Raw genomic sequence first — 24867 nt, 5'->3', positions numbered from 1 at the left:
TGTCGATGGAATTCAAATCACGCCAATCCTCGGGTATAGCCCTTGCCACCGAAGTCCCCTGGTCGGATAGCCTTACCGCATACGACAAGGAGCATTTCACAATCTACATGCGATTTCTGGACGCCGGTGGCGACAATGCCACCTATGAGGAAATGGCAAAGGAGATCCTCGGCATCGATCCCGACCTTGAACCTGAGCGCGCTCGCAGAGCCGCCCGCAGCCACCTCGATCGGGCAAACTGGATATTGACGACGGGTTACAAGGAGCTTTTCGCGAGTTAGCCGCTCAATATCTCAATGCGGGGCGCCACCTGCCAGCAAATATTTGAAACCGTTCGTCGTCATCCACTGCGCCCGCGCAAGATGCGTTTCCCAGGCCCGGAAGGCACGATCGGGCTCGGTCTCAGGGTCGATGTGCAGGACGATCTTGGCAACTTCCCGCCAATCGGCGTCCTCGGCGGCTGCATCGAGTAGGCGAATGTAGGTCAGTAAATGCTCTTCGTCATAACCGGTCAGGACCGGAAAATCTGGCGCCTCATCGGCGACATCTGGGTCGAGCAGCGGCTGGAGCATTTTTCCTTTCTAACGATCGTCGTTGGCGAGGGAAAGGGTCGACGCGGCATCCCCTGCGGCCGAGCCGCAACTGTGACGTCTCTATGCCGTCCCGAGTCCGATGCGACTATTCGGATTCATCGCTTCGATAGAGGGATTCGTAGTCCCTGCCGCCGTAGAAGATGTTGGTGACTTCCGCAGTATCTGCCACCCGGTAGGCGATGAGCGCCGTTCGTTCGAAGGAGACCGTGCGCAAGCCTGGCTCCAGATCGTCGCGCGGACGACCGCCATTGGGAACGTCACCGATCTTTCGGCACCGTGCCATGATCCGTTGCACAAATCCCGATGCCACCACATCGCTCTGGCTGGCCTCGGCGATAATCCGGTAAATGCCCTGTAAGTCGGAAATGGCCTGTGGTCGGTAGGTGACCTTAACGCGCCGCATGGCGCGCGGCTTTGCTTTCGTTTTCCATGAAGCGCGTCATTTCCGCTTCGGCCTCGTCCGCAGTCAGGCTCGGCCGTGGATCCTCGATCGACGCCTTGATCCGTGCCCGGAGAACCGCATTGATTGCTTCTTCTTCGCGGTCGAGGGCGCGCAACGCCGCCCGCATGACTTCACTGGCGGATTCGTAGGCACCTGAGGCCAACCGCGCGTCAACGCTTTGCTGCTGCTTGCCGAGGGAGACGGTGATGGGTTTGCTTGTTCGCATGATTGAGCCTCTCGTTCATGCCCCTTATAGCACATGGCAATTACACTGTCATACACTTTCCTGACAGGGTAGGTGCCACTGGCACCGGTTTTAATGCCGGCAACGACGGCCCCGTTCTGGGTATCTCGAAATGCGCGCTAGTGTTGCGTGGTCTCGCGATAAATATAGGCCTTTTGAGAAATCAGGTCCGCAACATGGAGAAGTGCAGTTGTCACCCTGGGAAGGCCGGTATTGGTTGACTGGATATAGGCTAGCATCGGGGGGCGAAGCTCTCAAAAAATTGCGCCATTGTCTCAATCTCATGGCCCCGCTCGGATGCATCGTAGGGTTGCAAAAATCGGAGCATCCGTTAAGTCACGTGAGAATGAAGCGCATGCGAGAACAGGACATTCCTGCTTTTGTGCAGGAGGTGGCCGCAGCCGGTTGCGACATCTGCGCCGTGGGACCGGGTCACTACGTTATGGGTGATGTCGATGTTCCGCGCGGCCAACGTCGAGGCTTGTACACAAAACTCAAGGAAATCGACGCTCGCTACGGCAATCGCGATCACTTACGAAACAAAATCGCGTCGCATCTGAGATCGATTGGGCGCTATATCGACGCGTCTTCATTGGGAGCCGCGGCTTGGGTGCAATTTCCCACCTCTCAACGCGAGATCGATGATGAAGCTCCGGACCTGGCAGCCGTTACCGCATATGATCAGGCGCACATCTCGACCTACGCCGCCCTGCTGGTCGCGGAGGCCCAGGGCGTCGATTGGAACCACGTAGCGCGCCTTATCCTGAATATCGACCCCCAGCGTGAGTCGGACCGCGCACGTCGGGCTTGGGCGTCGCACCTGGCGCGGGCGCAGTGGCTGGCGACGAGTGGTTTCGGGGAGAATTTGCTGCAATAGGCCAGGCTCGCGCCACATCAAACGTCCGGCCACATCAGCCGACTGTGTCAAGGCGATGGTGGCCCGGCCCACGGGATCGAGACGCAGACCGGGCCTTGCCCCGTTTGAGGGCGGAGCGGAGCAATCACATCGATGCATTTTCGAATGAGTCGAGCAAAGACAAAAGCTAGGGCGCCAGCGGGTCGTGTCTCACTTTGAAATTGAACTGGTGCCTTGCGGCGCGAAGAAGCAGGTCCACCTGAATCTGTGATAGGCCTCGAACTTGAAGTGAGGAATGATCGTCCGGTAAAAGGTCATCAAACGCTCGCATATATGGTATCGATCATCGGGCGACGTCTGGACTCGTTCTCTGGGTATAAACCATTCCGGTTCCTGGGGCTCATTCAAGTAAGCCGGGCGCGGCATCCTGACGAAATAGCCGTCTTTAGTCATCCTGACGTCGTTGGAATCGATCGGGTGGCAATCCTTGTTTCCGCAGCAGTCATACTGAAGGACAGGATCAGTCTTGCCTGTGTACCAATCGTGAGCGTTTGCATCGTCGGCAAAGACAAGGCATATGATGGCTAAATGCCGTGTAACCCGCGCCATGGATTTGACCCCTCACGTTCTGCCATAGCATATTAGTGAGGGCTAATCTGTTTAAATGTGGATGGTCCCTGTGCAGACAGGTGCGACTGGTTGCCGTACGAGGATCGCCGGGATTTCTCTTCTTTTTGTTGCAATCGGGATGATCGCAATTGCAGGTTTCATTATCTATGCAAAATAGCCAGGGGAGACCCCGGCTATCTTGCTCGCTTATCCGTGCTGATGCCCGCATATTCCAATTAATATTCCCAGCAGACATAGAAGAAAAAGGGCGATTATTGATCTAGTATCATTGAACATAATGTAATAGATGAGTCTTTTGAGCAACGTGCCTCCTGTATCGTCTAGTCATGATTGATAAAAAATCTTAACTGACTTGGTCCCGCTGGCGGGCATTTCGGTGCTTCCGCCTTGTACGCCCTTGTTTGTCTTGGACGGGAGAGAGGCGCGCGGCCCTCTCTCCCCGCAAGCCCCGCCGGCGGTCTCCCCCATCTTCCTGCGCTTCGCTCCGTGCAGACCGGGGATACCCCTCCGCCGCCAACGCTTGCCCCCTCGCTCCCCGCTGCTCGCCGCGAGGCAGGGGTTCAGGGAGGCCTGAACCCTTCAGGTCAATCCCTGAAAGCAATCAAGGAGCAAAACCATGACCACGACAGAAACGACCATCCCGCTTGGGAAGCTGGTGCCGAGCAAATCCAACGTACGGCGCATCACCGACAAGGGCGACCGTGCTGCGCTGGCCGCCAGCATTGAACACCACGGCCTCATCCAGAACCTCGTCGTTCGCAAGGCTGACAAGGGCAACAAATACGAAGTGGTGGCCGGTGGCCGCCGCCTTGACGCCCTGAACCTTTTGATGAAGGACGGGCGCAACGTTGAGGGCGTGGCCGTCACCAAAGACTATCCCGTGCGGGTGGTGCTGAAAGCCGATGGCAGCGACACCGAGCTTTCCCTTGCCGAAAACGTCCACCGCGTCGGCATGCACCCGGTCGATGAAATCCTTGCTTACCGCGATTTGGTCGAGCAGGGCGCGGAGGTCGAAAACATCGCCGCCCGGTTCGGGCAATCGGTGGTGACCGTCCGGCAGCGGCTTAAGCTGGCCAGCCTGTCGCCGCGTATCCTCGATGTGATGCGGGACAACGACATCACCCTTGAGCAGGCGCGGGCGTTGGCCATCAGCGACGACCACGAGGCGCAGGAGAAGGCTTGGTTCGAGCAGTCCAATTGGAACCGTGACCCGCGCAGCCTGCGGGCGTTCCTGACGCAGGCGCACGTGCGGGCGACCGACCGGCTGGCGCGCTATGTCGGGTTGGAGGCTTACGAGCAGGCAGGGGGCGGGGTGTTGCGCGACCTGTTCGCCGAGGACGCCACCACCTACCTTACCGACCGGCCCTTGCTGGTGACGCTGGCGACGGGGCGGCTGGAGGTCGTGGCCGAGGAACTGCGGCAGCGCGGCTGGAAATGGGCCGAGGTCTCGCTGGAGAGCAATATCACCGATGGCGGCGGGTTCGGGCGCATTCCTATGCGCAGGCGCGCGCTTGAAGAGGCCGAGCAGGCCGAGCTTGACGCCTTGGCCGCCGAGTTCGACGAACTGGCCGAGCGGATTGAGGGCTACGCCGAAGGCGACCCGCAGTTGGAAGCGGACGAGCAGCGGCAGCAGGAGGTGTCCGCGCGTATCGACGCCATCCAGTCGGCCAGCCAGTCGTTCGACCCGCAGGAACTGGCTTTGGCGGGCTGCCTTGTCGGCATCGGCTACGATGGCACGCTGGAGGTCGTTGAGGGGCTGGTCAAGCCCGAAGACCAGAAGGCGCTTGCTGCCTTGCGAGTGCCTGACCGGGAGCCGGAGAAGGACGACAATGACGGCGACGGCGGCGAGGCGGAGGACAGGGCGAGTGGCCTTTCCGCAAGTCTGGTGGAGGAACTGACCGCTATCCGTACGGCGGCGCTGCGCGTGGAGTTGGTGGCGCGCCCGGAGGTGGCGCTGGCGGCTATGCTGATGCCGCTCCTGAGCCGCACGTTCCATGCCTACGCGCATCGTTCGGGTATGGATGCCGCCGTGGAAGTCCGGGGCGAATGCCTCACCCTGTCGACCAGCATCAAGGAGCCGGATGCCTGCCGTGCCCTGTCAGGCTGGAACGACATCATCGAGGGCTGGAGCCACCATATCCCCGGTGAACCGGCAGACCTGTGGCCGTGGCTGTTGAAGCAGGAGTTGACGCGTCTGCTCGACCTGTTGGCTGTGGTCGCCGCTGCGAACCTGAACGCCGTGGCAGGCCGCTATAACGCTAGCCGCAGCAGGCTTGCCCAGGCGGAAGGGATTGCCGAAGCCGTGGAACTGGACATGCAGCGGTGGTGGGAGCCCGGAGCGCCGTTTCTGGCCCGTTTATCAAAGGCCGACATCGCTGATGTCCTGCGCGAAGCCGGATGCACCGAAACCACCGCCAAGGCGGCCGAGCGGTCACCTAAGGACGAGGCAGTAGCTCTGGCCGAAAAGGAATTGGCCGGGAAGGCTTGGCTGCCGATGCCACTGCGCGGCAGCCGCAAGGCCGAACCGTTTGTGGTTGCCGAGGCTGCTGAATAGTCAGCCGTATCTCCGCAGGAAAGCCCGGTGCCGGTGACGGCGCCGGGCTTTTTTGCTTAGGGCGAGGGTCCCACACCCACCCTCGCGCTCCCGCCCGCCCACAAAAGGGCCCCGCCGCGGAAGCGCCAGACGGCCTCCTGGCCCGGACGCTCAAGATACTTCATACGGCGTTCTCGCCAAGGGTGCGTTTACCGATGGCTCCGATAGTAGGGGCGCACATAGGTCCCGTTCTTGCGGAAATAGCCCCTGACATAGTTGGTTCGAGGCAACCCAGTGACGCAACTGATGGCGCCGTACTGATTGGGAGAAACGCAACCTGACGAGCTCGCGCCCGCTGGCGGCGTGTAGCCGCCAGGCGAGGCCGAAGCCAGGTTTTGCGAGGGTCCCGGGGCAACGTTGGGTCCGCCCGCAGAATTCGCTGGCGAAGCCTCGGCATTCGACGGCGCTATTGCCCCAAGGACAACGTCAGCGTTGTTGCCGAAGGCGACCTGGCCCGTTCGGCCGTCGGAGGTCGCAACGTAACCGGACCCGCTCATGCCGTCGGCAGCTCGAGTAACCACCGCGCGACCGAATTTCCCGTTGGAACAGGTTACGGGGACCGAGATGGTAGGCGAGGTGTCGAGCGCGTTGTAGGTGCCGCTGCACTTGAGCGACCCATCGGCAGTAGCGACTTTGAATGTTCCGCCGGAGACAGCAGCCGTGGTCGTTCCGACCATCGATGTGCCGTCCGATAGCCGGACCGCCGCAGGGAGGGTCATCGAACCACAGGCCGACAGCAATAACAGAGCGGCGGTCGCTCCCGCTAATCGAAGGCGCTTCATAATCAGCTCAAGTCGGAGGGAGTGCAATGTCGGAGAGCTTGCAGTTGTCGATCACCCGCTGCATAGCTGCTTTGGATCCGCGCGAGCTGAAGCTGGCGGAATCACGGTTTCCGGCAATGTCGTAGCCGACATTGACCTTGCCCTTCGTATTCTTGATTTCCTGTATTGCGGCCATCACTTCGGGTACGCGGCCAACAGCCACAATCCCAGCGTAGTTGTCGTTCCAGGCGCGGATCGACGCGTCGAGTTTCAAAGGAGCAGAACTGTTACCCTGCAGGTAGAGGGTCGCCGGGCCTTCAGTGACCGCGTCGAACTCCTTCTTGCGCATGATGTAGGCGACAAACAGCACGTCCTTGCTATCACATTGGACAACGAGGGATTCCCGGTCATTACCCTCTGCGGCGAGGACCTTGGTGACGCCAAACACGTCAGGACCTTCAGTATTAGCCTGCCAGGCCAGCGAAGGCTCAACACTGATCGCCACGACAAGGGACGCGAGCAAAACTATTCTGAACATCTGGAATCCCCGACCCGCGCAAATAGAAAGCAGAAACGCCAGGTGTTGTCGACCGGGCTGGAGAAGGATTTCTTATTGCTGCGCGGCAGTGCCCGCGATCAGAATGCGGATAGAGCTCTTATCTCAGTTTCCGGGTGGAGTTTGACGTCCACAAATCGTAACGATCGCGGCACTTCCCCAGACTGCGCGAGGGACAAACGTAATCGAATAGTCCCGACTGGTTGTCGTCGGACCGAACCAGAAGTAGGGCGAGGCGCTTTTCCACTCCGGCAGGTCCATTGCCGGCGCCCGTTCTTCATCTGCAGCCGGGGTCGGAAATCCATCACGTCCGATGGTGATCATGGAAACGCCGATGTAGCTGCCGGCTTTGAAGTGGCCCACGAACTCGACGGCGTCGCCGACGTACCGGAAACACCCGTCGTCCCGGCCAAGCTTGAATTTCTGGACTGGTGCGGGCTGAGGCCGTTCGTCCTGGGCTTGCGCGGAGACTGACACCAGAATGGATGCTCCGAGAGCTCGCACGAGCGTGCGTAACAAGGTCATGTGGGCTCCTCGTTTTGCCAGGCAGAGCATTGCAGTGATCGTCCCACAGCCGCCAGCCGGACGGGGTCGTCAAATCCTACAAATCCTAGTCTTCAGGTACTGGACAGCCTCACTGAGGGCCTTTTCCTTCTGTTCCTTGTATCCATCTTGCTTTTCATCGACGTCGATCGGTCCGAACCGCACCAAGGTGCCTTTGGCGAAGTTCTTCTGCATCCATTCGCATTCGTTACGACCGCTGGTCAGACATTGAATTTTGGCGCCCCCCAACGCGATCGAGTCGGCGTTGCCGCCGTAGACGAGCTTGGCATCCGTGAGGGCCGAAAGGTCGATGCGCACTTGCCACGTCCCAAATGTACTCTGGTCCCCTTTGTCGACCACGCTGTAAAGAAACGAGCAGTTGCCCTGATCGGTGACGCTGAAGGTTGCAACATGGCGGCTCTGCCCTTGGGCAGATCCGTTGATGGTGAGGACGAGCGGTTTGTCCTGGCTGGCCAGAACCTTCAGCTCGAGCTCTTTGTCTTTTCGAACAGTCCCTTTCTGGAAGCCGCTGAAAATGAACATCGCGACCTCCTCCGGCGACTGTCCATCAAAGGGATTGCTGGAGCCCGAGCAGGCAGAGAGCAGGACGCCGACAAGGGCACCTGCGAGCAACTTCGTTTTCATGACGTTTCCCCCGGGACGATGATTATGGTCTGAAGACGATCTTGTGGCGCAGCGCATCGCTCGGCACGTACCATGAAGCCTGAATGTCATAAGCAGACAGCTGCGGAACCTCTGTTGGCTACGTCGCCCGGGAGGTCGATGTCTCTGACGGCTGGTACTTGCCTTCCTGCTTGAGCTGGTCGGTGGTGAAGCTACCGGCCTGAAAATAAGCGGTGAGTTTGGCATGGTCGACGGCGAGCCCTGGGCAGTTCTTTTCGGCATATTCAGTGATCGCCAAGGTGGCGGCCGCTTCTCCTAGTTTGGGCGGTTTGGCGTTGGCGGCGGTAATACTGGCGATAAGCGCCATGATGGCGAGCGGACTCACCCTGGAAAGAGGGTTTGTCATTATGAGAAGCTCCACAGCGCCGCGGTTCAGTTGTCGCACTTCCAGCCGCGGTAAACGGTGCAGGCCTTGTAGGTGGCGTCGGAACTGCATGCCGCAAAGATCGGCTCCGCCGCAGAGTGGGCCTTCATGAACTGGTTCAGGGTGGCATCCTTGACCACGAAGTTGTCCTCACAATCGCGGGGATTATCACCTCCGTCTCCGCCGACAATGCACGTGAACTTCGCGTCCGTGCCCGAGATCATGATGTCGCCTTTGCCGTCAGGAAAGCTGTCGGTCAGGCCGGAAAAGGCGAAGACGTTTTTTGCCTTGGTGAAGTCATAAAGCCGCTGGAACGAGAGGTTGGGGCGGTTGATGCGGTAGTGGCAAAGGTCGATCTGTTCGACCATGTCAACCGTGACATCCAGGGGTGAAAGGAGGCCTGCGACGGCTTCCCGGACAATCCGACGGTTCTGCGGGTTGTCTTGGGGCCCGGCGTGAGCGCCGATTGCGCTGACGGCAACGCACGCGGCCAATAAGGCTACTTTCCTGATAGTCATGAGGTTTCTCCGGAGGGATGAACAAAAAACGGCTCGCAGCCGGCGAGGCTAGGCTTTGCGGGACGGCAGGAACGCGCGGACGATGCCGAAGAGCACGACACCCCCGACAAGGCCGATCGCGCCATAGGACATGAGGTGGGTCATCAGCTCGCTGCGGAAGGGCGCATCCATCGGATTGGCGCTGAACAGGACCTCGAGCGGAATCTGAAAGCCGATATGGGACGGCCGGGTTGCATAACCTACGAGAAGGCCAAGGATCAGGCCGGCGGGGATGAGCGGAATCGGCATTGATGGCTCCGGTAATGGGCTTGTGGCGTGCAGCGATGGGGCGAGGGAATGGCTAGCGCGAACAGAGGTGCCGGCACTTGGCGCTGGGCCGGGAACGATCAGTTCGCATCATGGGAGAGACCGTCGAGAATGATTTGGGAAGGGCACGAAGGAGCGGGCTTGGCCGCCTGCCTTGCCATCCCCACGGGGAACATTCCTAATCAAAACTCACGACTTTTGCGCACGCCCGCCGCGGTGCACTCGGAGCGCTTTTCTGCTGAAACTTTGTGCAGAGTAGCTGTCAGATAAGCCGAAAAAGAGGCAAAACTTCCTTAGAACGACTCTTGCAAAAGTCGTGACATTTGAAAATCAAAGGAACGGCGTCTAATTGAAATATGGATATGCAAGGGTTTCGACGGAGACCCAGGACTTGGCAATACAGGTCGAGCGCCTGCAGGAGGCTGGCTGCGACAAGATTTTCTTCGAAAAGCGCAGTGGCAAGGATGCCAACCGGCGCCAACTACAGAGGCTGCTGAGAGCGCTGAAACCGGGCGACCTGGTGCAGGCGGTGGTCAGCGACCGGATTGCCCGCGACCCGGTCGACATGTTGGAGATTCTCCGACGGGTTTCGGGCGCCGGCGCTGCCCTGCGTCTTCTGGACGAACCTTTTGTCGATACCACCTCGGAAATCTCCGATCTGCTGCTTTTCCTGCTGGGCTGGGCCGCTAAGTGGCAGCGGCGCCGAATTCTCGAGAACACCGCGAGCGGGCGAGCCAGAGCCAAGGCCAGGGGAGTCAAATTTGGCCGCAAACCGAAACTCTCCATGCAACAACGCTGCGAGGCGCTGGCCCGGTTAGCAGCCGGGGAAGCGAGGAACGACGTGGCCAGCTCGTTCAAGGTCAGCGGCAGCACGATTTCACGATTGCGCTGACGCCGCTCAAATGGAAGGGCATCCGGAACCCGATAGAATGAATTGCAACACGTTGTTTCGCCACCTTCCGGGCAACCGTGTGGAAACGGCGCGCAGACCCGCTGGATGGGTCAGTACAACCTGCGCCCGCTTGAACGTCTGGCCGGATTGCGCAATTGTGGATGCCCCAGTGCCACGGGGTGAGCGATGAAGCGTACGGCACTAAAGCATCGAAAGTGCCTAATGTGGTCGTTTTTAACGCCAAAGAAGGACCGCTCCATGAACAGTGTAGGGCAAGCTACCTAACCGGAAGAGGCCGACAGGTAGGTCTTACGGATGTACGTTCGAAGTATCTAGGTCTTCAACAACCATGCGGAATTTCAGCAAACTCAAACTTTCTGTTGGATCGACTCCGTACGGGGTGCCGTCTTGAGGAGATAGAAGGCATCGTTCATAATAAAGCCATCGAGACCTGCGGTCCGGGCATAAGCCAACAAATCGCTTGCACGATTGATGAAGCCGGTACCATTGAAGTTCAGCGATGTGTTGCAAAGAACACCTACCCCGCTTTTTGCCTTGAACGAAGTGAGCAACTGAAACAGGTGGGGGTTTTGCTCTGAGGAAACCGTTTGAGCCCGCGCTGTACCATCGACGTGCGTGACGGCCACCAACCGGCTATCGAGAACTTTCTGGAAAAAAAGCATGTACGGCGACGGGCGTGCCAAGTCGAAATGGAGCGCGACATCCTGCTCCAGGCAAATTGGTGCGATCGGGCGGAAAGCCTCCCGGTTCTTGATGCGGTTTAAACGCTCATGGGTTGCCTTGGAGAAAGGCGCCGCTAGTATTGACCGGTTGCCAAGCGCTCGTGGCCCGATCTCGCAATTCCCCTGTACCCAGCCGAGCACCTTATCATCAAGCAACGCCGAGGCCACCTGGTCGTAGTCGAGTGGATGGCACTCGAGTCCAAACCGGTCGATCTCATCAGAGATGAAAGGCTGGCCTGAATAGACGTTCCATTTGATCTTCGCATTTCCAGTGAAATGCCGCATCGCGTCGACCGCGGTCCCGATCGCAGAGCCTGTATCATTTGTGCACGGAGGAATGAAAACATCGGAAAACAGATTCGTTTCGATCCATCGACGGTTCCACTCGCAATTTAACCCGCAGCCGCCGGCAATCAGGAGCGGGTAGCCCTTTGTCAGGTTTTTCTTCGCAAAGGTGTGGAACGAGTCGAAGATGGCGTCTGAAACTCGCCTTGCGAGGTTGGTGAACTTCTGATTGGTTACGCCAATGTTGTAGTAAGGCGAGTTCCGCAACTCCTCCTTGCTCAGCAACTGCGTCATATGATCGCGTGGAAGCAAGAAATCGATCAAAGCCTGCTCGTTGATGTCGGGCGCTCCGGTTTGCCCGGAGGCGCAAAGCGCCATTAGCTTACCAGGGTCTTCGTCGCGCAACCGTCCTTTGGGCAATGTGAAGTTCGGATCGGCTAGTGCATAGAGGAAAGAATATTTGTCGCCAGGGCCCGCCATCACTTTTCCTAAATGCGCGACCTGCAGTCGCTCATCGATTTCATAGAAATCGCCGAGCTCCCCCTCCCAGATCAGCGCATAACAGGGCATTCCAATGGGGAACGGCGACATGCCGTAGGCGCCCCAGAGATGGGAGCGCTCGTGGGTCGAGGAATAGAAATGCACCGTCCTACCGAAGAAAGTCTTTTCTGCGACAACCTCCGACCCAGCGGCTATGCCGGAGTAGCTTGCCGAGTCGGCGACGTGGCGCGCGAATCCTGACCTCCTCCACCCCCCGACGGCAATCACGTCCGGAATGGCGTCCAGGCGGCCAGCGGCATCGAGGAACGTCGTCGGCGTCACGCTCGAATATCTGGGAAAGCTATCCTTCTCGGCCTCATATGAATAGAGGAGCTCGGCTTCTGATGCATCTACTGCTGCAATCGTGCCATCATGGTGCGGTTTGAACGAAACTATCCTCATATGTGCCAAGCTCCTCTGGAAGGCCACCAGACCCGCGGGAATCGGGACGGCGACTGCGAAAACAAGTTGCGACTGCAATAACTCTTCGTAGCAAGTACGCTCATACATTAGCGATAAATTTCAGTTAATATGCGTTCGCAAAAATGTAACGTATGTCTCATAGAAGCGACTTTTATTCGACCAAATTTCACAATTCTGATGAATATTCATGAGTCAACGGGGAAGTGTTGTGAATTGCACTCTTGTTACGCGCGCAGATCTGGTATTCTTTTAGACTAGATGGTGAATCAATTTAGACCAGATGGTGAAAAAAAGGAGGGCGCCAAAATCATTCCCTTGCCAGTTGGCGCGTTAGCAAGAGTGGGCGACGGGGATCCAGGCCTCGGCGCAGGCGATCGCTCGATCGAAAATCACTGGGCGCGGCGCTGGCAGCTGGCAGCGGCCCAGCCGAGCGAATGTTCCCCCGACCTCCAGTCCAACGACAGCACTATCGTGTCGTCGCGAGAACCTTACTGATCGAATAGACACGATGGTGACCACATAGAAGCGCCGACCCTGCGCTGACAATCCGGGCTGATCGGCTATCCACGCCCACAGCGGCGCTTCCCCTTCTATACAACCCTGTAGTGCCCAGGATTGTCACGCCATGCGCTGTGTGTAGCGCAGTCGAAAGTGGCAATTGCCTTATCCGAATTCTGTGCTGGCCCGGTCGCGGAACTGCGCATCCGTTCTTTTTTTTCCGCGATACGGAAGAGTGTATACTGATTGCCATTCATGAATTGACGAGCAAGTTCTATCGCCTCGGTTTGGCCGAAGTGCCCATCTTTGATCTCCTCCTCGAGGGTCCTAAGAAGCCATTTCCTTGCCTGAAAGGCATATCCCACCGATGCCGCTGGAAGACGAGAGTCGCCTCCAAACGCGAAAAGCTTATTCGACGGGGCAGTATGTATCATTCGACGCACGAATTCAGACGTGGCCCGTGGATTGAGCGACCAAGCCCAGCATAAGTCTATCGTGACGTTAGGGAATTGCTTCGCGATTGCAACAAGTTCGTTCTCATAAGGGTATGCGATGTGCATAAGCACAAAGTTCGTCCTCGAATGCCTCTGCAGTAGTTCGTGAAGCAATTCAGACCGCGAGACGGTGATCGGAAATCCGCCGACCCCGTTGAGATAACCGGTATGAAGTTTGAACGGCAATTCATGCTCGGCAGCTAAACGTGCGATTAGATCAATACACCAGTCGCCGAGACAATTTCGCGCCTCAACGGGAGTCTTCGCCCCCTCCCGCTTCCACATTTCCAATGCCGCCGCCGCGCTCGCTTCATCACGCAGCTGCCACCGCAATGTGCGATGATAGGCGTGCTGAGATTTGATTGCGATGCCGAGGGCAGCGTTTCGCTCGAAGATTGTCGAAATCGCCTGCTCCAAGCTCGGCAAATCGGAGATGTCTACACCTGTGCTCCCTGCAATCCTTTCAAAGTCAGGCGTTCCATCACAGAAGCGGCAGAGGTTGATATCGTAAAGAAAAAAATCTTGACCCAATGCCTCTGTGGGAATGTTCCAGTCCATCGCATCTATCTGGACGTGATCAAGGTTTCCTTGCTCGCTTAAGAGCCGGAGGCGCTCCCCAGCGCGGCCGTCATATCTCGACTGGCGACGTTCAAGTATATCGCCACTGATTTCGTCTACGCCGTAGAGCTCTTTTGCGATCAGTTTTACGGCCTCACCGTAGCCTGTGTGCTGGGTCCGTCCCCAAGCTTCCGCTATGCCAGCAAATCGGGCCGAGATGCTGTCGTCACCTTTTGCCAAAAGGCGCCGAAGGCTATCAGGAGTAGCGCCTGCTACTGCAAGATCATTTAGAACATAGTTGTCGAACAGGTTGGTTAAAATGTCTGGCGGGTTACGAACATATTCCGACTCAAACTCGGTGTGCTCGTGTGAACTGCACATCCGAGAGGAATTGACGTAATCCGCCAAATCGCGAAACTTCGCAGTGTCCTTTTCAAAATACATGTCTCATCGCTTCTGCAGTGTGAGCACGTCCGCGGTCGCGCGCTTTATGTGAGATGCCGCAACTCGGCCCTGTACCTTGCTATGGCTTGGTTATTCAAATCGAAGATCGCATATGAAACCTTCTCGCGAACCTCCAATTTCACGGATATGTGGCCCTTCAAAGCACGATGCACCGTAGCGCGACCGAAGCCCGTCTTGTTCACGATTTCGGAGATCGTGCAAAACCTGGTCTTGGGGATTTGAACCAGTTTCATTTTGCGCTGCCTTAAAACGGTTCGGGCGCGGCGATGGGAGTTCGCCGCGCCCCTTCGCTTGAAGGGTCAGTTAAGACCGGCCTCCATCAAGCGGTATTTGACCTTGTCGAGATTTGACTTATCGATGATGGCCGGGCCGGTGACGATGTCAGCTTCCGGCATCATGCCGTAGTCCAGGTAGGTCCGAGTGATCACCGTGGGAAGATATCCCTGCAGGTACATGAGCTGGTCAATACCAGCAATCGCTTCACCGCTAGCGATCGCTTCCAGTAAGGCAGGCGATACATCAAATGTCACATTCGCGACTTTCTTGGAAAGATTCTCGCGTCGTTCGACGTCCAGCAATGTTTCGAAGCAAAATGGCCCTGAGTTCATGCAGAAGACAGCGTCTGTCTCAGGATGCGCGAGGAAATAGTTGGACAGCATGGCCGAGCTTTGCGATACGTCGGTTCCAATTGCGATAACCTCGGTCTGGGCTCCCGCCTTTGCGAGCGTGTCGGTAAATCCTTTTGCCATCTGCTCCAAGCCGACATGACCAGGAACGTGATTGGGCACGATCCCGCGCTTGGGATGAGGATTTGCCTTCAAGACTTGCTCGGCAGCTGCGACGCCACTCTGATAGAGGTCAGCCCCAATGCCGATGAGGTATGGCACTCGCTGATCCTTCGGAGCTGGGTCGAGCACGTTAATCGCGATCATCGGAATGCCGGCCGCTTTCGCTTTTTCGATTGTTGGCCGCATTGCTGTCGGGTCGGTGGCTGTAATCACCAGCATGTCCGGCTTCTCAGTGATCGCCGTTTCCATGCGATTGATCGTTGTTTCAATCGAGAACTTGTCGTCCTGCGTCCATTTGATTTTCAGGCAGTTGTCGGCAGCACCTTGCTCAGCACCCTTTTTGACAGTGGCCCAAACAGGCTCCGCGACAGCATGGGTAGCATAATAGATGAGGTATGGCTTCTTCCCGTCGCAGCGGTCTGCTGCGTGCGAAGGTCCAGCAACAATCGCTGCTGAAGTTGCCAGAATGCTTGAGGTCAAGAGTCTTACAGTGGTTTTGGCCATGGTTACCTCCCGTTAGCCGACTAAACGGCAAGCCTTCGGCTCGCACGCATTCCTGTGTTGATGAGATTTGCTAGTTCCTGCTCGCTGACGCTTTCGCGAGACGTCGTTTCCGCAACCTTGCCGTGATAGAGCACGGTGAATCTGTCGCACGCCTCATATGCATGCGAGATATTGTGAGTGATGAAGACGACCGATACGCCTTGACGCTTGGCTTCCTGGATGTAGGCGAGCACTTTCGCCGTCTCCTTGAGGCTCAGTGCGGCCGTCGGCTCGTCGAGGATCAAAAGCTTGGACTGGAAATGCACCGCCCTCGCGATTGCGATCGACTGTCGTTCGCCACCCGAAAGGCGAGCCACTGTGAGATCAACGTCAGTGATGTGAATGCCAAGTTGCGAAAGCGATTTCCGCGCGATTTCGCGCATCCGCCCTTTTTTCAGAAGCATTAATCCGGGCAGCCTGACCGATACTTCCTCCTCGCGGCCAAGGAAAAAATTCCGGTATATGCTCAAGAGTGGAATGATTCCCAAGTCTTGATAGACAACGGAAATCCCCTTCGCTATGGCCGCTCTCGGAGAGTCGAGAGACGTCTGGTGACCTTGCCAAATGACCTGACCGCTCGTCGGCTGATGGACCCCAGCAAGGACCTTGATAAGGGTCGACTTGCCTGCGCCGTTATCGCCTAGCAGTCCCAGGATTTCACCCGGTCTCACGTCCATATTGATCCCGCGCAGAGAATGGATGCGGCCGAATGACTTCGTGATTTCCTTGAGTTGAAGAAGCGGAGAGATTGAATCCGTGGCCATCACACACCGTTCCTTATTCTCACCCGTTGATTGACGACGGCGGCGACAATAAGCAGCAAGCCAATGCCGGCCTGGTACCAGTAGACGGAGATGCCCATCAGCAGCAGGCCCTGCTGGATCATGGTGATAATCAGCACGCCCAGCGCCGCTCCAAGAATGCTTCCGTATCCGCCGTTGAGGGAGGCTCCGCCGACCACGACGGCCAGGACGGCCTCCAACTCCATCCCTTGACCGCGTAGAGCATCAACGCTCGAGAACCGCGCAACGGATACGTAACCGGCGAGACATGCCATCATGGAATTCAGGGCAAACGCAGCAATTTGCACCCGCTCGGCTGGCACACCCATGCCTCGCGCCGCCTCGGCCTCGCCACCTGTGGCAAAGAGCCAGTTGCCAAACCGGGTTGAGGTGAGAACGAAGGCGAATATGACCACCAGCAGGAGGAACCAAAAGAATGGCCCAGGTATGCCATTCCAGTTGAAATCAAAGGCTCTAAGAAACGGATCAGGAGTTCTCAACCGGATTGGAAATCCCTCGGTGAGAGCCAGAAGCACGCCTCGATAAAACATCAAGCCGCCGAGCGTGATGATCAACGAGTGGATCTGCAATTTTGTTACGAGGAGACCGTGGAAAGCGCCAATCAGCAGGCCAGCAACCAAAATGATCGGCAGCATCACCACCGCCGGAATTCCGGCGTTTACGCCCATGATCACCATACCTGCCGACAAACCATAGACGGAGCCGACCGACAGATCGAATTGTCCAGCGATCATCAAGACCGCCACACCGACGGATATGATGCCTAGCGTCGCCGAACTGAGTAGAATGTTTGAGGCGACCCGGTCCGAGAAGAAGTGCGGGGCGAACGCTGAGAAGAACAGATATACCGCGACAGCAGCGATAACGACGCCCGACTCGGGCCTTAGCATCAGCTTATCGATGAATGTCTTCTCGGGGCGTTTGGCGCTAATCGCTGCTGCTTCGCCGGTGCCTCCCGTAGCGACCTGATTTGCATCTAAAGCCATTTGGCTTCTCCTCCCTGAACGAGCATCAGTCATTTCAGGCTCACTGGAGAGCCGCTTCGCGCCGACTTGAGCGCCTCCATGCTGATGTGCAATGCCTGTCGACCGTCCCACACATTCGGAAACTTCGTGGTTTCGCCGCGGACTGCGGCGACGAATTGATCGATCTCGCGAATGTAAGCGTCGGCGTAACGATCAATGAAGAAGTTCTTCAAGGGGTCGGTGTGGATCGAGTCCGCGCCGTAGACCTGCACATTGGTCTTACCGTGGTTCTGCGACTGCACCATGCCTCTTGAACCAAAGACCTCGATGCGCTGATCGTAACCGTAGACAGCCCGCCGGCTGGCCGAGACCTGGCAGACCGCTCCTGATGTAGTTTTCAATGTCGCTGTTGCAGCGTCATACTCTCGATCCGGATTAAGCTCACCCTCGAGGTGACTGCTCGCAGTGGCATAGACTTCTGTTGCCTCGATCCCGAGAAGCCATCGGGCGATATCAAAGTCGTGGATCATGGTGTCATAGAAGATGCCGCCGGGTGTGGCCTTCATATAAGCCGGCGGCGGCGGATTGGGATCACGGCTCGTGATCGACACCATCTCGACCTCGCCAATCCCGCCACTCTCGACGATTTCCTTGAGCCGGGCATGACTGACGTCGAAGCGCCGATTGAAACCGATCATGATCGGGTGTTTATAATGGCACAATTCGGAAACGAGGACCTCGACATCCTCCATGTTCATACCGACGGGCTTCTCGCAGAATATCGCTTTGCCCGTTCTGGCGGCGCGGCGGATGAAATCCGTGTGTGTTTTGGCCGGAGAGGCAATCCACACAGCTTCAACACTCGAATCCTCATATGCCACGGTCGCGTCGGACAGCCACGTAGCGCCGGTCGCGTCTGCCACCCTTCGGCCAAGGGCCTCAGATGGTTCAACGACATATCTGAGCACCACGTCAGCGTGCCGCGCTAGGTTCTTCGCGTGAAGCTCGCCAATAAACCCAGCGCCGATCAGCGCTACTGTGATTTTATGGCCCGTCATTTCTTCAACCGATTCCAACGTCGTTGAGGTATTTGCGGGTGTCGCGCGCGATAGGGAAAGGCCGATCCGGAGGCGCTGGATACATATCCTGTTCCACGATCGCGTAGCCCTGGTACCCGATCTCATCGAGGACTGATTTCAGTCGTTTGAAATCGACCATTCCCTTCCAGGGTTCGCACATGATGTTTTTCGTCACGGCCTGCGCGAACGACCAACCCTGACGCCTCATTTGGGCTAGGATATCCGCGTCGCAGTTCTTCAGGTGGATGTAGGGAATGCGGGCCGCATGCTTTTTCAAGAATGCGCATGCATCACCGCCACCATAGGCGTGGTGCCCTACGTCGAGGCAAAGCGACACATCCTCGGCCGGGGTTGCAGCCAAGAGACTTTCAATGTCTTCCTCGGTTTCCAGATGACTGTCGACGTGCGGATGTACCGTCACAACCAGCCCGTAATGTTCGCGGACGATCTTTCCAATCCGGCCAATGTTGCGGTTGAACCGTTCGCGCTCTTCCGCAGACAATTCCATGCTGAGGACGACTTCGCCAGTGAACAAATCGGTAGTCATCGCCGGAAGCAGAACGACGAACTTTGCGCTCAGCTGCTTCTGAAGCGCGGTGATCGCCGGAAGCTGAGTAAGAAGGCTCTCGATGCTCTCTTCGTCGAGAAAATTGCATCCAACGGTAGACGCAACCAAAGTCAAATTGCGCTTTGACAGTTCGGCCTTCAGCACCGCCGCTTCCGTCGGAAGGTATCCCCACGGGCCCAACTCGATGCACGAATATCCAGCTGCCGCGACCTCATCAAGGAACACGTTCCACGGTACCTGGGAGTCGTTGTTTGGGAACCAGATACCCCACGAGTCTGGAGCGTTTCCAACCTCAGTACGCGTCAAGATGCTCCTCCCAAATCCCAAAATGCCTCATTTTGCATCCGTTGATGAGACACTCATCCAATTGTTAAAAAACGTCAACATCTTTTTCAATCATGTTGAGTTTTTAAGACACATTTGGGAGCGATTGTCGCCTTCTGCGTTTTGCATCAGGAGTAAAATGAGGTATTTTGAGACACATCACTGGAGACATGAACCGTGAATAGACGGGTAACGATCAACGAACTCATTCAGGCAACGGGACTATCCCGCGCCACAATCGACCGCGCGCTCAACCAGCGCGGCGGCATCCACCCTCGGACCGAAAAGGTAATAAGCCAGGCGCTCGAACACCTGAGCCAGACAAACGCAGAAAACGCCGCGGCATCTTCTGCAGTCCGCACTGCAGACGCGGTGCTCCGTGTGGGGCGTGGACTGGCCGTTCAAATCGAGTCCGCCTGCCAAAAGCTCGTTCTTCCTCTCAATTTCGTCGACATGCACCAAAAGAACGAAGACGAGATGCTCGATGCAGTAAGCGATGCTTGCAAGGACGTCTCGCGACCATTGATCCTCACCGCAAAAAATAACGAGCGGATGAATGCCCTGCTTCTGCAAGCACGGAAGCGAGGCAAACGCGTTGTCACATTTGTTTCCGATCTTCCCCATGATAGCCGCGATGCTTTTGTCGGCATTGATAATCGGAGTGCCGGACAGACTGCGGCCTATCTGATCGGAAGCCTTCTGAAGGACCGGGTTTCGGCGACCGTCGGCGTGGTTCTCGGTGACTACGCGTTCAACAATCATGAAGACAGAGAGATTGGATTCCGCTCGCACCTTCGGGCAAATTTCCAAAACATAGTGCTCACCGATGCCGCGAAAGGTGAGGATTCTCCTGAGCAAACCTATCTGGCTGTTCGCGATCTTCTCAAAAAACATCCAGATGTCGCCGCGATCTATAATGTCGCCGGCGGAAATGCGGGCTTGGCGAGGGCGTTAAAGGAGACTGGACTGGCTGGCCGGACCCGCGTGCTAACCCACGAAGCAAACTCCATCACAGTGCCGCTGATGCGAGACGACGTAGTTCAATATGTGATCGCGCAGGACCCGGCTGAGATGATCAAATTGGCCGCGAATGTCGCCTTTGTGGAGACGCCGCCGCCACTCAAGGAACAGCATCTCGTTGATTTCGGCCTGCATACGCGCTTCAATTTGCCGAAATTCGGGTTGGAGACGGAGTAATGAAGCCTGCGACTGGATCTGCGCGCTGTGCCGGTCTTGGGAAAAGCCCGATCAATACCGTGACCTTTACCGCCACCTCTTCCAGGGTGGCGGTAAGGCGGTTGATCTGCGAGGCCGTTGCGGACATTTCTGGCCCGTAGCGGGTGACGAGGTATTCCCGGTTCTGACTGAGGGACTGGAGATGCTTGGCGGTTTTCGCACGAAGGCGCAGCCCTGCTGCCATGGTGTGCTCCGTCCGCGCTGACAAGTCATGGTGCATTTTGCGGATCTGATTGGGATTGTGCCCACGATGGAGCAAGAATGCGGTCAGGTAAAGTTCAATGGCATGGATTGCCGACAATCTGAACGGCGCTCGCGTGAGCGGTTTGCCGGGCCGGCCGAGGGGAAGGAGCTGGTGTGCCGCCTTTCGGTATTCTTCTGCCAACTCGTGAATCTGCTGCGGGGATGCCAACTCGCCCGGATACTTGCGTTCTTCGCTTGCCACTTCCGCCCCCCTTACCGTTTGCGGTAGTAAGCATCCCATGCCAGCTTGATGTCCGCAAATGTCCATTCCCGCCGTCGGCCATAGGCGGGACTTTGGCGGGTAGGGCATCTGGCCAGCCCGCTTTCCCGTTGGAATTTCATGAACCACGCTGTCGATTTCGGCTTGCCGCGCGGCGTCGGTTCAATCTGGCAGATGAGGCCGCTATGCGCCCAATGGTCTTGTGGGCTAGCAATGGAGGCCGGGTCCGCCAGGTAGGCGCGGAGTTTTAGTAAAGTGGCGTCGTCGGGTGTCTGATGGAGTTCCGCACGCATGGACGCGACGGCTAAGTTCGCGCCTTCCCGGGCGGCTTGCGTCAGCATCTCGCGCAACTGGGCACTGGTCAGCACAAGCGCCTGCATGGCTTCCATGGGCAAAGGCTTTCGTTGTTGGATTGTCGCGGCAGAAGGTCGCCACAAGGCCATTGCCTCATAGGCAGAAAATGACGTCAAGCGTTAGATGCCGAGCAGGACGCCAAGCCGTTCGCTCACCGGGCGCAGCGGATCCACCAGCCCGAGATCGTAGATCATGGTGGTTTCGAGATTGCCTTTGTGGTCCACATAGTGGGAGATCGCCTCGTGCGATACGCCCTGAGCCGTCAGCATCAGCGAAATCGCAATCCGCTTAAGGTCATACAGCTGGAAGTACGCTGGCACGCCGGGGAGGGCCTTGAACCGGTCCAGCCCCTTGCGGAAGTTGTCGCGTGGCCGACTATGATCGGTATGTGACGGGAACAGCAGCGTACTTTCGGGCCAGCGGGCACGTTGCGCCCGAACCATGGCGGCAACCCGGGAATGGATGGGCACCGAGCGATAGGCATATTCATAGAGCGAGCGCGACAACTGGATGCCTTTGGTGTTGTGTTTGTGCCAGACGAGCTGATCGAGGTCGAAGTGGCTGAACTCGGCCTTGTTGAGGTCGCTGGGACGGGCCATCGTCAGGAACAGGATGCCCATGTAGTTGCAGAGTTCCTGCATCTGATCATTGGCCGTCGCCATCTGGCCCTTGACCAGCGCCATGTTTCGCTTGGCAGGCCCTTCCAGATGGTTGATTTCCGGCACCGCCTCGTACACCGGATAGAAGATATGCGCCGCAATCTGCCGTATCTGTTCGGTGGAATAATTGCGGCGACGTCGGATCTGCTTGCGCGCACGGATTGGCGTGCACGGGTTGCGCATGTCCACCAACTGCATGCGGATGGCCCAATTGTAGAGAGCCAGAACGTGGCGAAGAGCGCTGTTGAACACGTACGGGGAGGTGAACTGCCTCTGGAATTCCTCGATATGGATGGGCTTGATGGCTGTAAGCGGCCGGTCGGCAAACATCGTGCCGAAATCCTTGTATAGCCGCTTGCTGTTATACCCGCGGCGGCTGGCCACCTTGGGCGCCGGCCGCAGCCAGTGAGCCACGAAAATCGCGAAGTTATAGCGATAGCCAGCGGATAGGCCGCTGACGTGGCTTTCCCAGTATTGGTCAATGGCCTCGCGTACGGTGAGGAAATGCTTGTGGCGTGTGTCGATCCGATCCAGGTCAGGGTCTTTGCTGGCCTTGAGCTGCTGGTCTCGTTCAACGATCGCCAGACGGGCAGAGGCGACGCTCATCGTAGACGTCGAGCCCAGAACCTTCCGACAGCGCCTTCCGTTGAATTGGTAGGCATGGACGAAGGACTTGTGACCAAGAACGGTAACGCGGAGCCCAAGGCCGGCCACCGATCCGTTGCGAATTTGGCCGTTGCCGGCGACGGCGTGATCCCAATAGAGTTCTTGATCCTTGTCAGCCGGGCAAATCGCTTCGAAAACAACATCGTCTGTCAAAAATATCTTGGGCATTTCATGTAACTTCCATGTAACCGATTTATAGCAAATGTTGCATGGAAAGTGAAGTAATGATTGATACCGATGTCCATAAAATGACGAAATAACAAATGATTACATATTTCAATATTGTGGTAATATTAGCCTGGAGGCACTCTGATATGTGAAGCGTATGACCTTCCGCGCGCCGCGGAGAGGTACGACTGGACGTCCCGAGCATTTGCACGCCGTCGCTGCCGTGCCAGCTAAAAGCAGCGCTAATTGGCATGGGGCAATGCCGCGTGGCTGATGCTCAGGCAGGCCCATTCGCAAGGCATGTTCGGAACTTTCGGCCGAACTCAAGGCCGTGCGTATCAAGGTTTTGAATGATTGTTGTTGCGCGTCACGTGCTTGCCTGGCGACCAGATCACGTAGAATGCCCCCAACTTCCATATTGGCACGCGTCGGTCCCGTTCGCTGTCTCGCAATTCACGATAGGTCTTCACCTTGAGGGTGCCGCCCGGCATTCTGATACGCAAAGCGGTTTTCCATCCGCCTTCAGTATGGCGCAGCTTATGTGCTTTCTTTTCCTCATGGAGGAAGTCAATTTAGACCTCGCTCATTGCGCAGAGACCTTAGAACGCCTGATTGCGTTCTTTTTCGGCAAAAGTGTGCACCAGACCGCGCCACACCGTCTCGCACGCGAGCGAAGCCGGCACCGGCAGTTGACACGTAAAGAGTTTGGTCGAGAGTCGGCAGCACGACATCGGATCCGCGCCATGGTCGATCACGCATATTGACGACCGCGCCGATCTGGATGCCGGCCTGGCTTCGATTGGCAATCCGCGACCTGACGAACATTGACGTCATCATATACGACCGCGGGGCGTCACATCCTTGCGCATTTAACGGAGCTCCGATTCCGCCTGCGCCGAAACGTTAACGCGCGTCCGTCAGTCACAGATGATTGTTCTCGCTTAACCGGATCGCCGCGAATGACAAGGTATACAACAGTCACAAAGTATCCGACCTGCAACGCGAGAGCCGCAAGGGTGGCCAAAATTACCGAATACAAGACCGACCAGGTCGCAATGAAGGCCAAAGCCAGAAGAAGGATCAGCGCGCATGCGGAGAATACCAAAAATCGCGGAAAATACATGTGCTTGCCCTCAACCCCTTACTCCACGGTCACCGATTTCGCCAGATTGCGGGGCTGGTCGACATCGGTGCCCATGGCCGCAGCGGTAAAATAGGCGAGCATCTGGATCGGCAGCGCGTAGATGATCGGCGAAATGATCTCCGGCACCTCGGGCAGGATGATCGTCTCCATCGGCTTGATGCCAGCCTGCGCCGCGCCCTTGGCGTCGGTGATCAGGATGATTTTGCCGCCGCGCGCCGCCACTTCCTGCATGTTCGACACCGTCTTTTCGAAGATACGGTCATAGGGCGCAATCACGATCACCGGCATGTTTTCGTCGATCAGCGCGATCGGCCCATGCTTCAGCTCGCCACCGGCATAGCCCTCGGCATGGATGTAGGAAATCTCCTTGAGCTTCAGCGCGCCTTCCATGGCCAGCGGAAAATTGGTGTCGCGGCCGAGATAGAGCACGTCCTTGTGGCGCGACAGCTCGCGCGAGATGCGCTCGATCTGCTCGTCGAGCTCCAGCACCTGGGTGGCGAAGCGCGGCGCCTCGGAAAGCTCGCGCACCAGCTGCTTCTCCTCATCGCGCGAGATGGTGCCGCGCGCCACGCCGGCGCGGACTGCAAGTGCTGCCAGCACCGAAAGCTGGCAGGTGAAAGCCTTGGTCGAGGCGACGCCGATCTCCGGCCCGGCAAGCGTCGGCAGCACGACATCGGATTCGCGCGCCATGGTCGATTCACGCACATTGACGACAGCACCGATCTTCATGCCGGCCTTACGGCAATAGCGCAGCGAAGCCAGCGTGTCGGCGGTCTCGCCCGACTGCGAGATGAAGAACGCCGCATCGTCCGCCGAAAGCGGCATCTCGCGATAGCGGAATTCCGAGGCGACATCGATATCGACCGGCAGCCGCGCATAGCGCTCGAACCAGTATTTCGAGATCAGCCCGGCGAGATAGGCGGTACCGCAGGCCGAAAGCGCCAGTCGGCCGATCTTGGCGAAGTCGAACGGCAGGTCGAGCGGCTTCGACATACCGGAGACGAAATCGACGTAATGCGCCAGCGTGTGCGAGATCACCTCCGGCTGCTCATGGATTTCCTTTTCCATGAAATGCCGGCGGTTGCCCTTGTCGACCATGAAGCTGGTCGACAGCGACTG

At 57.5% G+C, this 24867-nt stretch carries 25 protein-coding genes; 5 read left to right on the top strand and 20 right to left on the bottom strand.

The genetic code is table 11. The features are described from left to right. Positions 1–5: 5 nt before the first annotated feature. Positions 6–281, top strand: coding sequence for a methyltransferase domain-containing protein (locus tag ACWGS9_RS28195; protein WP_454508321.1), 276 nt, complete (start codon positions 6–8; stop codon positions 279–281). Positions 282–293: 12 nt separating this feature from the next. Here the strand turns inward: ACWGS9_RS28195 and ACWGS9_RS28190 are convergent, their stop codons facing one another. From ACWGS9_RS28190 to ACWGS9_RS28180, 3 genes are all read right to left on the bottom strand, one after another. Beyond that, positions 294–572: a DUF2285 domain-containing protein gene (locus tag ACWGS9_RS28190; protein ID WP_454508320.1), complete on the bottom strand. Its 279-nt coding sequence runs from the start codon at positions 570–572 to the stop codon at positions 294–296. Positions 573–678: 106 nt separating this feature from the next. Continuing rightward, the gene (locus ACWGS9_RS28185) at positions 679–996 is read right to left on the bottom strand and encodes a type II toxin-antitoxin system RelE/ParE family toxin (protein ID WP_454508319.1); all 318 of its coding nucleotides are present in this window, start codon (positions 994–996) and stop codon (positions 679–681) included. Then, positions 983–1261 (bottom strand): type II toxin-antitoxin system ParD family antitoxin, encoded by a 279-nt coding sequence (locus ACWGS9_RS28180; RefSeq protein WP_454508318.1) that lies wholly within the window; start codon positions 1259–1261, stop codon positions 983–985. The genes ACWGS9_RS28185 and ACWGS9_RS28180 overlap by 14 nt, the downstream gene beginning before the upstream one ends. Positions 1262–1634: 373 nt before the next feature. On the opposite strand from ACWGS9_RS28180, the gene ACWGS9_RS28175 reads away from it, so the two are divergent. Beyond that, positions 1635–2156 (top strand): hypothetical protein, encoded by a 522-nt coding sequence (locus ACWGS9_RS28175; RefSeq protein ID WP_454508317.1) that lies wholly within the window; start codon positions 1635–1637, stop codon positions 2154–2156. Positions 2157–3381: 1225 nt separating this feature from the next. Beyond that, positions 3382–5319 (top strand): ParB/RepB/Spo0J family partition protein, encoded by a 1938-nt coding sequence (locus ACWGS9_RS28170; protein WP_454508316.1) that lies wholly within the window; start codon positions 3382–3384, stop codon positions 5317–5319. A gap of 828 nt (positions 5320–6147) precedes the next feature. Here the strand turns inward: ACWGS9_RS28170 and ACWGS9_RS28165 are convergent. From ACWGS9_RS28165 to ACWGS9_RS28140, 6 genes are all read right to left on the bottom strand, one after another. Continuing rightward, positions 6148–6657, bottom strand: a complete 510-nt coding sequence (locus tag ACWGS9_RS28165; RefSeq protein ID WP_454508315.1) for a hypothetical protein — start codon at positions 6655–6657, stop codon at positions 6148–6150. Between the two features lie 123 nt (positions 6658–6780). Continuing rightward, complete coding sequence (locus tag ACWGS9_RS28160; RefSeq protein ID WP_454508314.1) at positions 6781–7200, bottom strand: hypothetical protein; 420 nt, start codon at positions 7198–7200, stop codon at positions 6781–6783. A 69-nt stretch (positions 7201–7269) separates the two neighbouring features. Beyond that, a complete protein-coding gene (locus ACWGS9_RS28155) occupies positions 7270–7863 on the bottom strand; it encodes a hypothetical protein (protein WP_454508313.1) in 594 nt (197 codons plus the stop codon). Positions 7864–7981: 118 nt separating this feature from the next. After that, positions 7982–8248: a hypothetical protein gene (locus ACWGS9_RS28150; RefSeq protein ID WP_454508312.1), complete on the bottom strand. Its 267-nt coding sequence runs from the start codon at positions 8246–8248 to the stop codon at positions 7982–7984. A gap of 26 nt (positions 8249–8274) precedes the next feature. Further along, positions 8275–8784 (bottom strand): hypothetical protein, encoded by a 510-nt coding sequence (locus tag ACWGS9_RS28145; RefSeq protein WP_454508311.1) that lies wholly within the window; start codon positions 8782–8784, stop codon positions 8275–8277. A 48-nt stretch (positions 8785–8832) separates the two neighbouring features. Next, a complete protein-coding gene (locus tag ACWGS9_RS28140) occupies positions 8833–9072 on the bottom strand; it encodes a hypothetical protein (RefSeq protein ID WP_454508310.1) in 240 nt (79 codons plus the stop codon). 367 nt (positions 9073–9439) lie between these two features. Between ACWGS9_RS28140 and ACWGS9_RS28135 the strand changes: the two genes are divergently transcribed. Continuing rightward, complete coding sequence (locus ACWGS9_RS28135; protein ID WP_454508309.1) at positions 9440–9982, top strand: recombinase family protein; 543 nt, start codon at positions 9440–9442, stop codon at positions 9980–9982. A 368-nt stretch (positions 9983–10350) separates the two neighbouring features. Here the strand turns inward: ACWGS9_RS28135 and ACWGS9_RS28130 are convergent, their stop codons facing one another. The 7 genes from ACWGS9_RS28130 to ACWGS9_RS28100 all read right to left on the bottom strand — a co-directional run bounded on the left by ACWGS9_RS28130 (position 10351) and on the right by ACWGS9_RS28100 (position 19040). Further along, positions 10351–11952, bottom strand: coding sequence for a carbamoyltransferase C-terminal domain-containing protein (locus ACWGS9_RS28130; protein ID WP_454508308.1), 1602 nt, complete (start codon positions 11950–11952; stop codon positions 10351–10353). A gap of 611 nt (positions 11953–12563) precedes the next feature. Further along, positions 12564–13967: an amidohydrolase family protein gene (locus ACWGS9_RS28125; RefSeq protein ID WP_454508307.1), complete on the bottom strand. Its 1404-nt coding sequence runs from the start codon at positions 13965–13967 to the stop codon at positions 12564–12566. A 320-nt stretch (positions 13968–14287) separates the two neighbouring features. After that, positions 14288–15280: a substrate-binding domain-containing protein gene (locus ACWGS9_RS28120; RefSeq protein ID WP_454508306.1), complete on the bottom strand. Its 993-nt coding sequence runs from the start codon at positions 15278–15280 to the stop codon at positions 14288–14290. Positions 15281–15300: 20 nt separating this feature from the next. Continuing rightward, positions 15301–16083: an ATP-binding cassette domain-containing protein gene (locus tag ACWGS9_RS28115; protein ID WP_454508305.1), complete on the bottom strand. Its 783-nt coding sequence runs from the start codon at positions 16081–16083 to the stop codon at positions 15301–15303. Then, positions 16083–17108 carry an ABC transporter permease gene (locus ACWGS9_RS28110; protein WP_454508304.1) on the bottom strand — a complete coding sequence of 342 codons (1026 nt, stop codon included), beginning with the start codon at positions 17106–17108 and terminating at the stop codon, positions 16083–16085. Before ACWGS9_RS28110 ends, ACWGS9_RS28115 begins: the two co-directional genes overlap by 1 nt. Positions 17109–17137: 29 nt before the next feature. Then, positions 17138–18145: an inositol 2-dehydrogenase gene (iolG, locus tag ACWGS9_RS28105; protein WP_454508303.1), complete on the bottom strand. Its 1008-nt coding sequence runs from the start codon at positions 18143–18145 to the stop codon at positions 17138–17140. Between the two features lie 4 nt (positions 18146–18149). Next, positions 18150–19040: a sugar phosphate isomerase/epimerase family protein gene (locus tag ACWGS9_RS28100; RefSeq protein ID WP_454508302.1), complete on the bottom strand. Its 891-nt coding sequence runs from the start codon at positions 19038–19040 to the stop codon at positions 18150–18152. A gap of 195 nt (positions 19041–19235) precedes the next feature. Here ACWGS9_RS28100 and ACWGS9_RS28095 point away from each other — a divergent pair, with 195 nt between their 5' ends. Beyond that, positions 19236–20255: a substrate-binding domain-containing protein gene (locus ACWGS9_RS28095; RefSeq protein ID WP_454508301.1), complete on the top strand. Its 1020-nt coding sequence runs from the start codon at positions 19236–19238 to the stop codon at positions 20253–20255. Here the strand turns inward: ACWGS9_RS28095 and ACWGS9_RS28090 are convergent. The 4 genes from ACWGS9_RS28090 to glmS all read right to left on the bottom strand — a co-directional run. Next, positions 20221–20739 (bottom strand): HEPN domain-containing protein, encoded by a 519-nt coding sequence (locus ACWGS9_RS28090; RefSeq protein ID WP_454508300.1) that lies wholly within the window; start codon positions 20737–20739, stop codon positions 20221–20223. The two genes, ACWGS9_RS28095 and ACWGS9_RS28090, sit on opposite strands and share 35 nt — an antisense overlap. Positions 20740–20750: 11 nt before the next feature. Continuing rightward, complete coding sequence (locus ACWGS9_RS28085; protein WP_454508299.1) at positions 20751–21146, bottom strand: hypothetical protein; 396 nt, start codon at positions 21144–21146, stop codon at positions 20751–20753. Between the two features lie 84 nt (positions 21147–21230). Next, positions 21231–22604, bottom strand: coding sequence for a tyrosine-type recombinase/integrase (locus ACWGS9_RS28080; RefSeq protein WP_454508298.1), 1374 nt, complete (start codon positions 22602–22604; stop codon positions 21231–21233). Positions 22605–23745: 1141 nt separating this feature from the next. Continuing rightward, a partial coding sequence (glmS, locus tag ACWGS9_RS28075; RefSeq protein WP_454508297.1) for a glutamine--fructose-6-phosphate transaminase (isomerizing) occupies positions 23746–24867 on the bottom strand: 1122 nt, incomplete at its 5' end.

The organism is Mesorhizobium sp. Arg314 (genome assembly GCF_053714275.1).
The sequence above is the reverse complement of the archived record's forward strand: the minus strand, read 5'-3'. Positions and strand labels throughout refer to the sequence as shown.

Excerpts from the sequence above, each read along its gene's own strand:
- ACWGS9_RS28160 (WP_454508314.1), bottom strand. The coding sequence starts at position 7,200 with ATGACCTTGTTACGCACGCTCGTGCGAGCTCTCGGAGCATCCATTCTG.
- ACWGS9_RS28190 (WP_454508320.1), bottom strand. The coding sequence starts at position 572 with ATGCTCCAGCCGCTGCTCGACCCAGATGTCGCCGATGAGGCGCCAGAT.
- ACWGS9_RS28175 (WP_454508317.1), top strand. The coding sequence starts at position 1,635 with ATGCGAGAACAGGACATTCCTGCTTTTGTGCAGGAGGTGGCCGCAGCC.
- ACWGS9_RS28110 (WP_454508304.1), bottom strand. The coding sequence starts at position 17,108 with ATGGCTTTAGATGCAAATCAGGTCGCTACGGGAGGCACCGGCGAAGCA.
- ACWGS9_RS28155 (WP_454508313.1), bottom strand. The coding sequence starts at position 7,863 with ATGAAAACGAAGTTGCTCGCAGGTGCCCTTGTCGGCGTCCTGCTCTCT.
- ACWGS9_RS28185 (WP_454508319.1), bottom strand. The coding sequence starts at position 996 with ATGCGGCGCGTTAAGGTCACCTACCGACCACAGGCCATTTCCGACTTA.
- ACWGS9_RS28180 (WP_454508318.1), bottom strand. The coding sequence starts at position 1,261 with ATGCGAACAAGCAAACCCATCACCGTCTCCCTCGGCAAGCAGCAGCAA.
- ACWGS9_RS28080 (WP_454508298.1), bottom strand. The coding sequence starts at position 22,604 with ATGCCCAAGATATTTTTGACAGACGATGTTGTTTTCGAAGCGATTTGC.
- ACWGS9_RS28165 (WP_454508315.1), bottom strand. The coding sequence starts at position 6,657 with ATGTTCAGAATAGTTTTGCTCGCGTCCCTTGTCGTGGCGATCAGTGTT.
- ACWGS9_RS28115 (WP_454508305.1), bottom strand. The coding sequence starts at position 16,083 with ATGGCCACGGATTCAATCTCTCCGCTTCTTCAACTCAAGGAAATCACG.
- ACWGS9_RS28195 (WP_454508321.1), top strand. The coding sequence starts at position 6 with ATGGAATTCAAATCACGCCAATCCTCGGGTATAGCCCTTGCCACCGAA.
- ACWGS9_RS28145 (WP_454508311.1), bottom strand. The coding sequence starts at position 8,784 with ATGACTATCAGGAAAGTAGCCTTATTGGCCGCGTGCGTTGCCGTCAGC.
- ACWGS9_RS28120 (WP_454508306.1), bottom strand. The coding sequence starts at position 15,280 with ATGGCCAAAACCACTGTAAGACTCTTGACCTCAAGCATTCTGGCAACT.
- ACWGS9_RS28150 (WP_454508312.1), bottom strand. The coding sequence starts at position 8,248 with ATGACAAACCCTCTTTCCAGGGTGAGTCCGCTCGCCATCATGGCGCTT.
- iolG (WP_454508303.1), bottom strand. The coding sequence starts at position 18,145 with ATGACGGGCCATAAAATCACAGTAGCGCTGATCGGCGCTGGGTTTATT.
- ACWGS9_RS28085 (WP_454508299.1), bottom strand. The coding sequence starts at position 21,146 with ATGGAAGCCATGCAGGCGCTTGTGCTGACCAGTGCCCAGTTGCGCGAG.
- ACWGS9_RS28125 (WP_454508307.1), bottom strand. The coding sequence starts at position 13,967 with ATGTATTTTGAAAAGGACACTGCGAAGTTTCGCGATTTGGCGGATTAC.
- ACWGS9_RS28130 (WP_454508308.1), bottom strand. The coding sequence starts at position 11,952 with ATGAGGATAGTTTCGTTCAAACCGCACCATGATGGCACGATTGCAGCA.
- ACWGS9_RS28140 (WP_454508310.1), bottom strand. The coding sequence starts at position 9,072 with ATGCCGATTCCGCTCATCCCCGCCGGCCTGATCCTTGGCCTTCTCGTA.
- ACWGS9_RS28170 (WP_454508316.1), top strand. The coding sequence starts at position 3,382 with ATGACCACGACAGAAACGACCATCCCGCTTGGGAAGCTGGTGCCGAGC.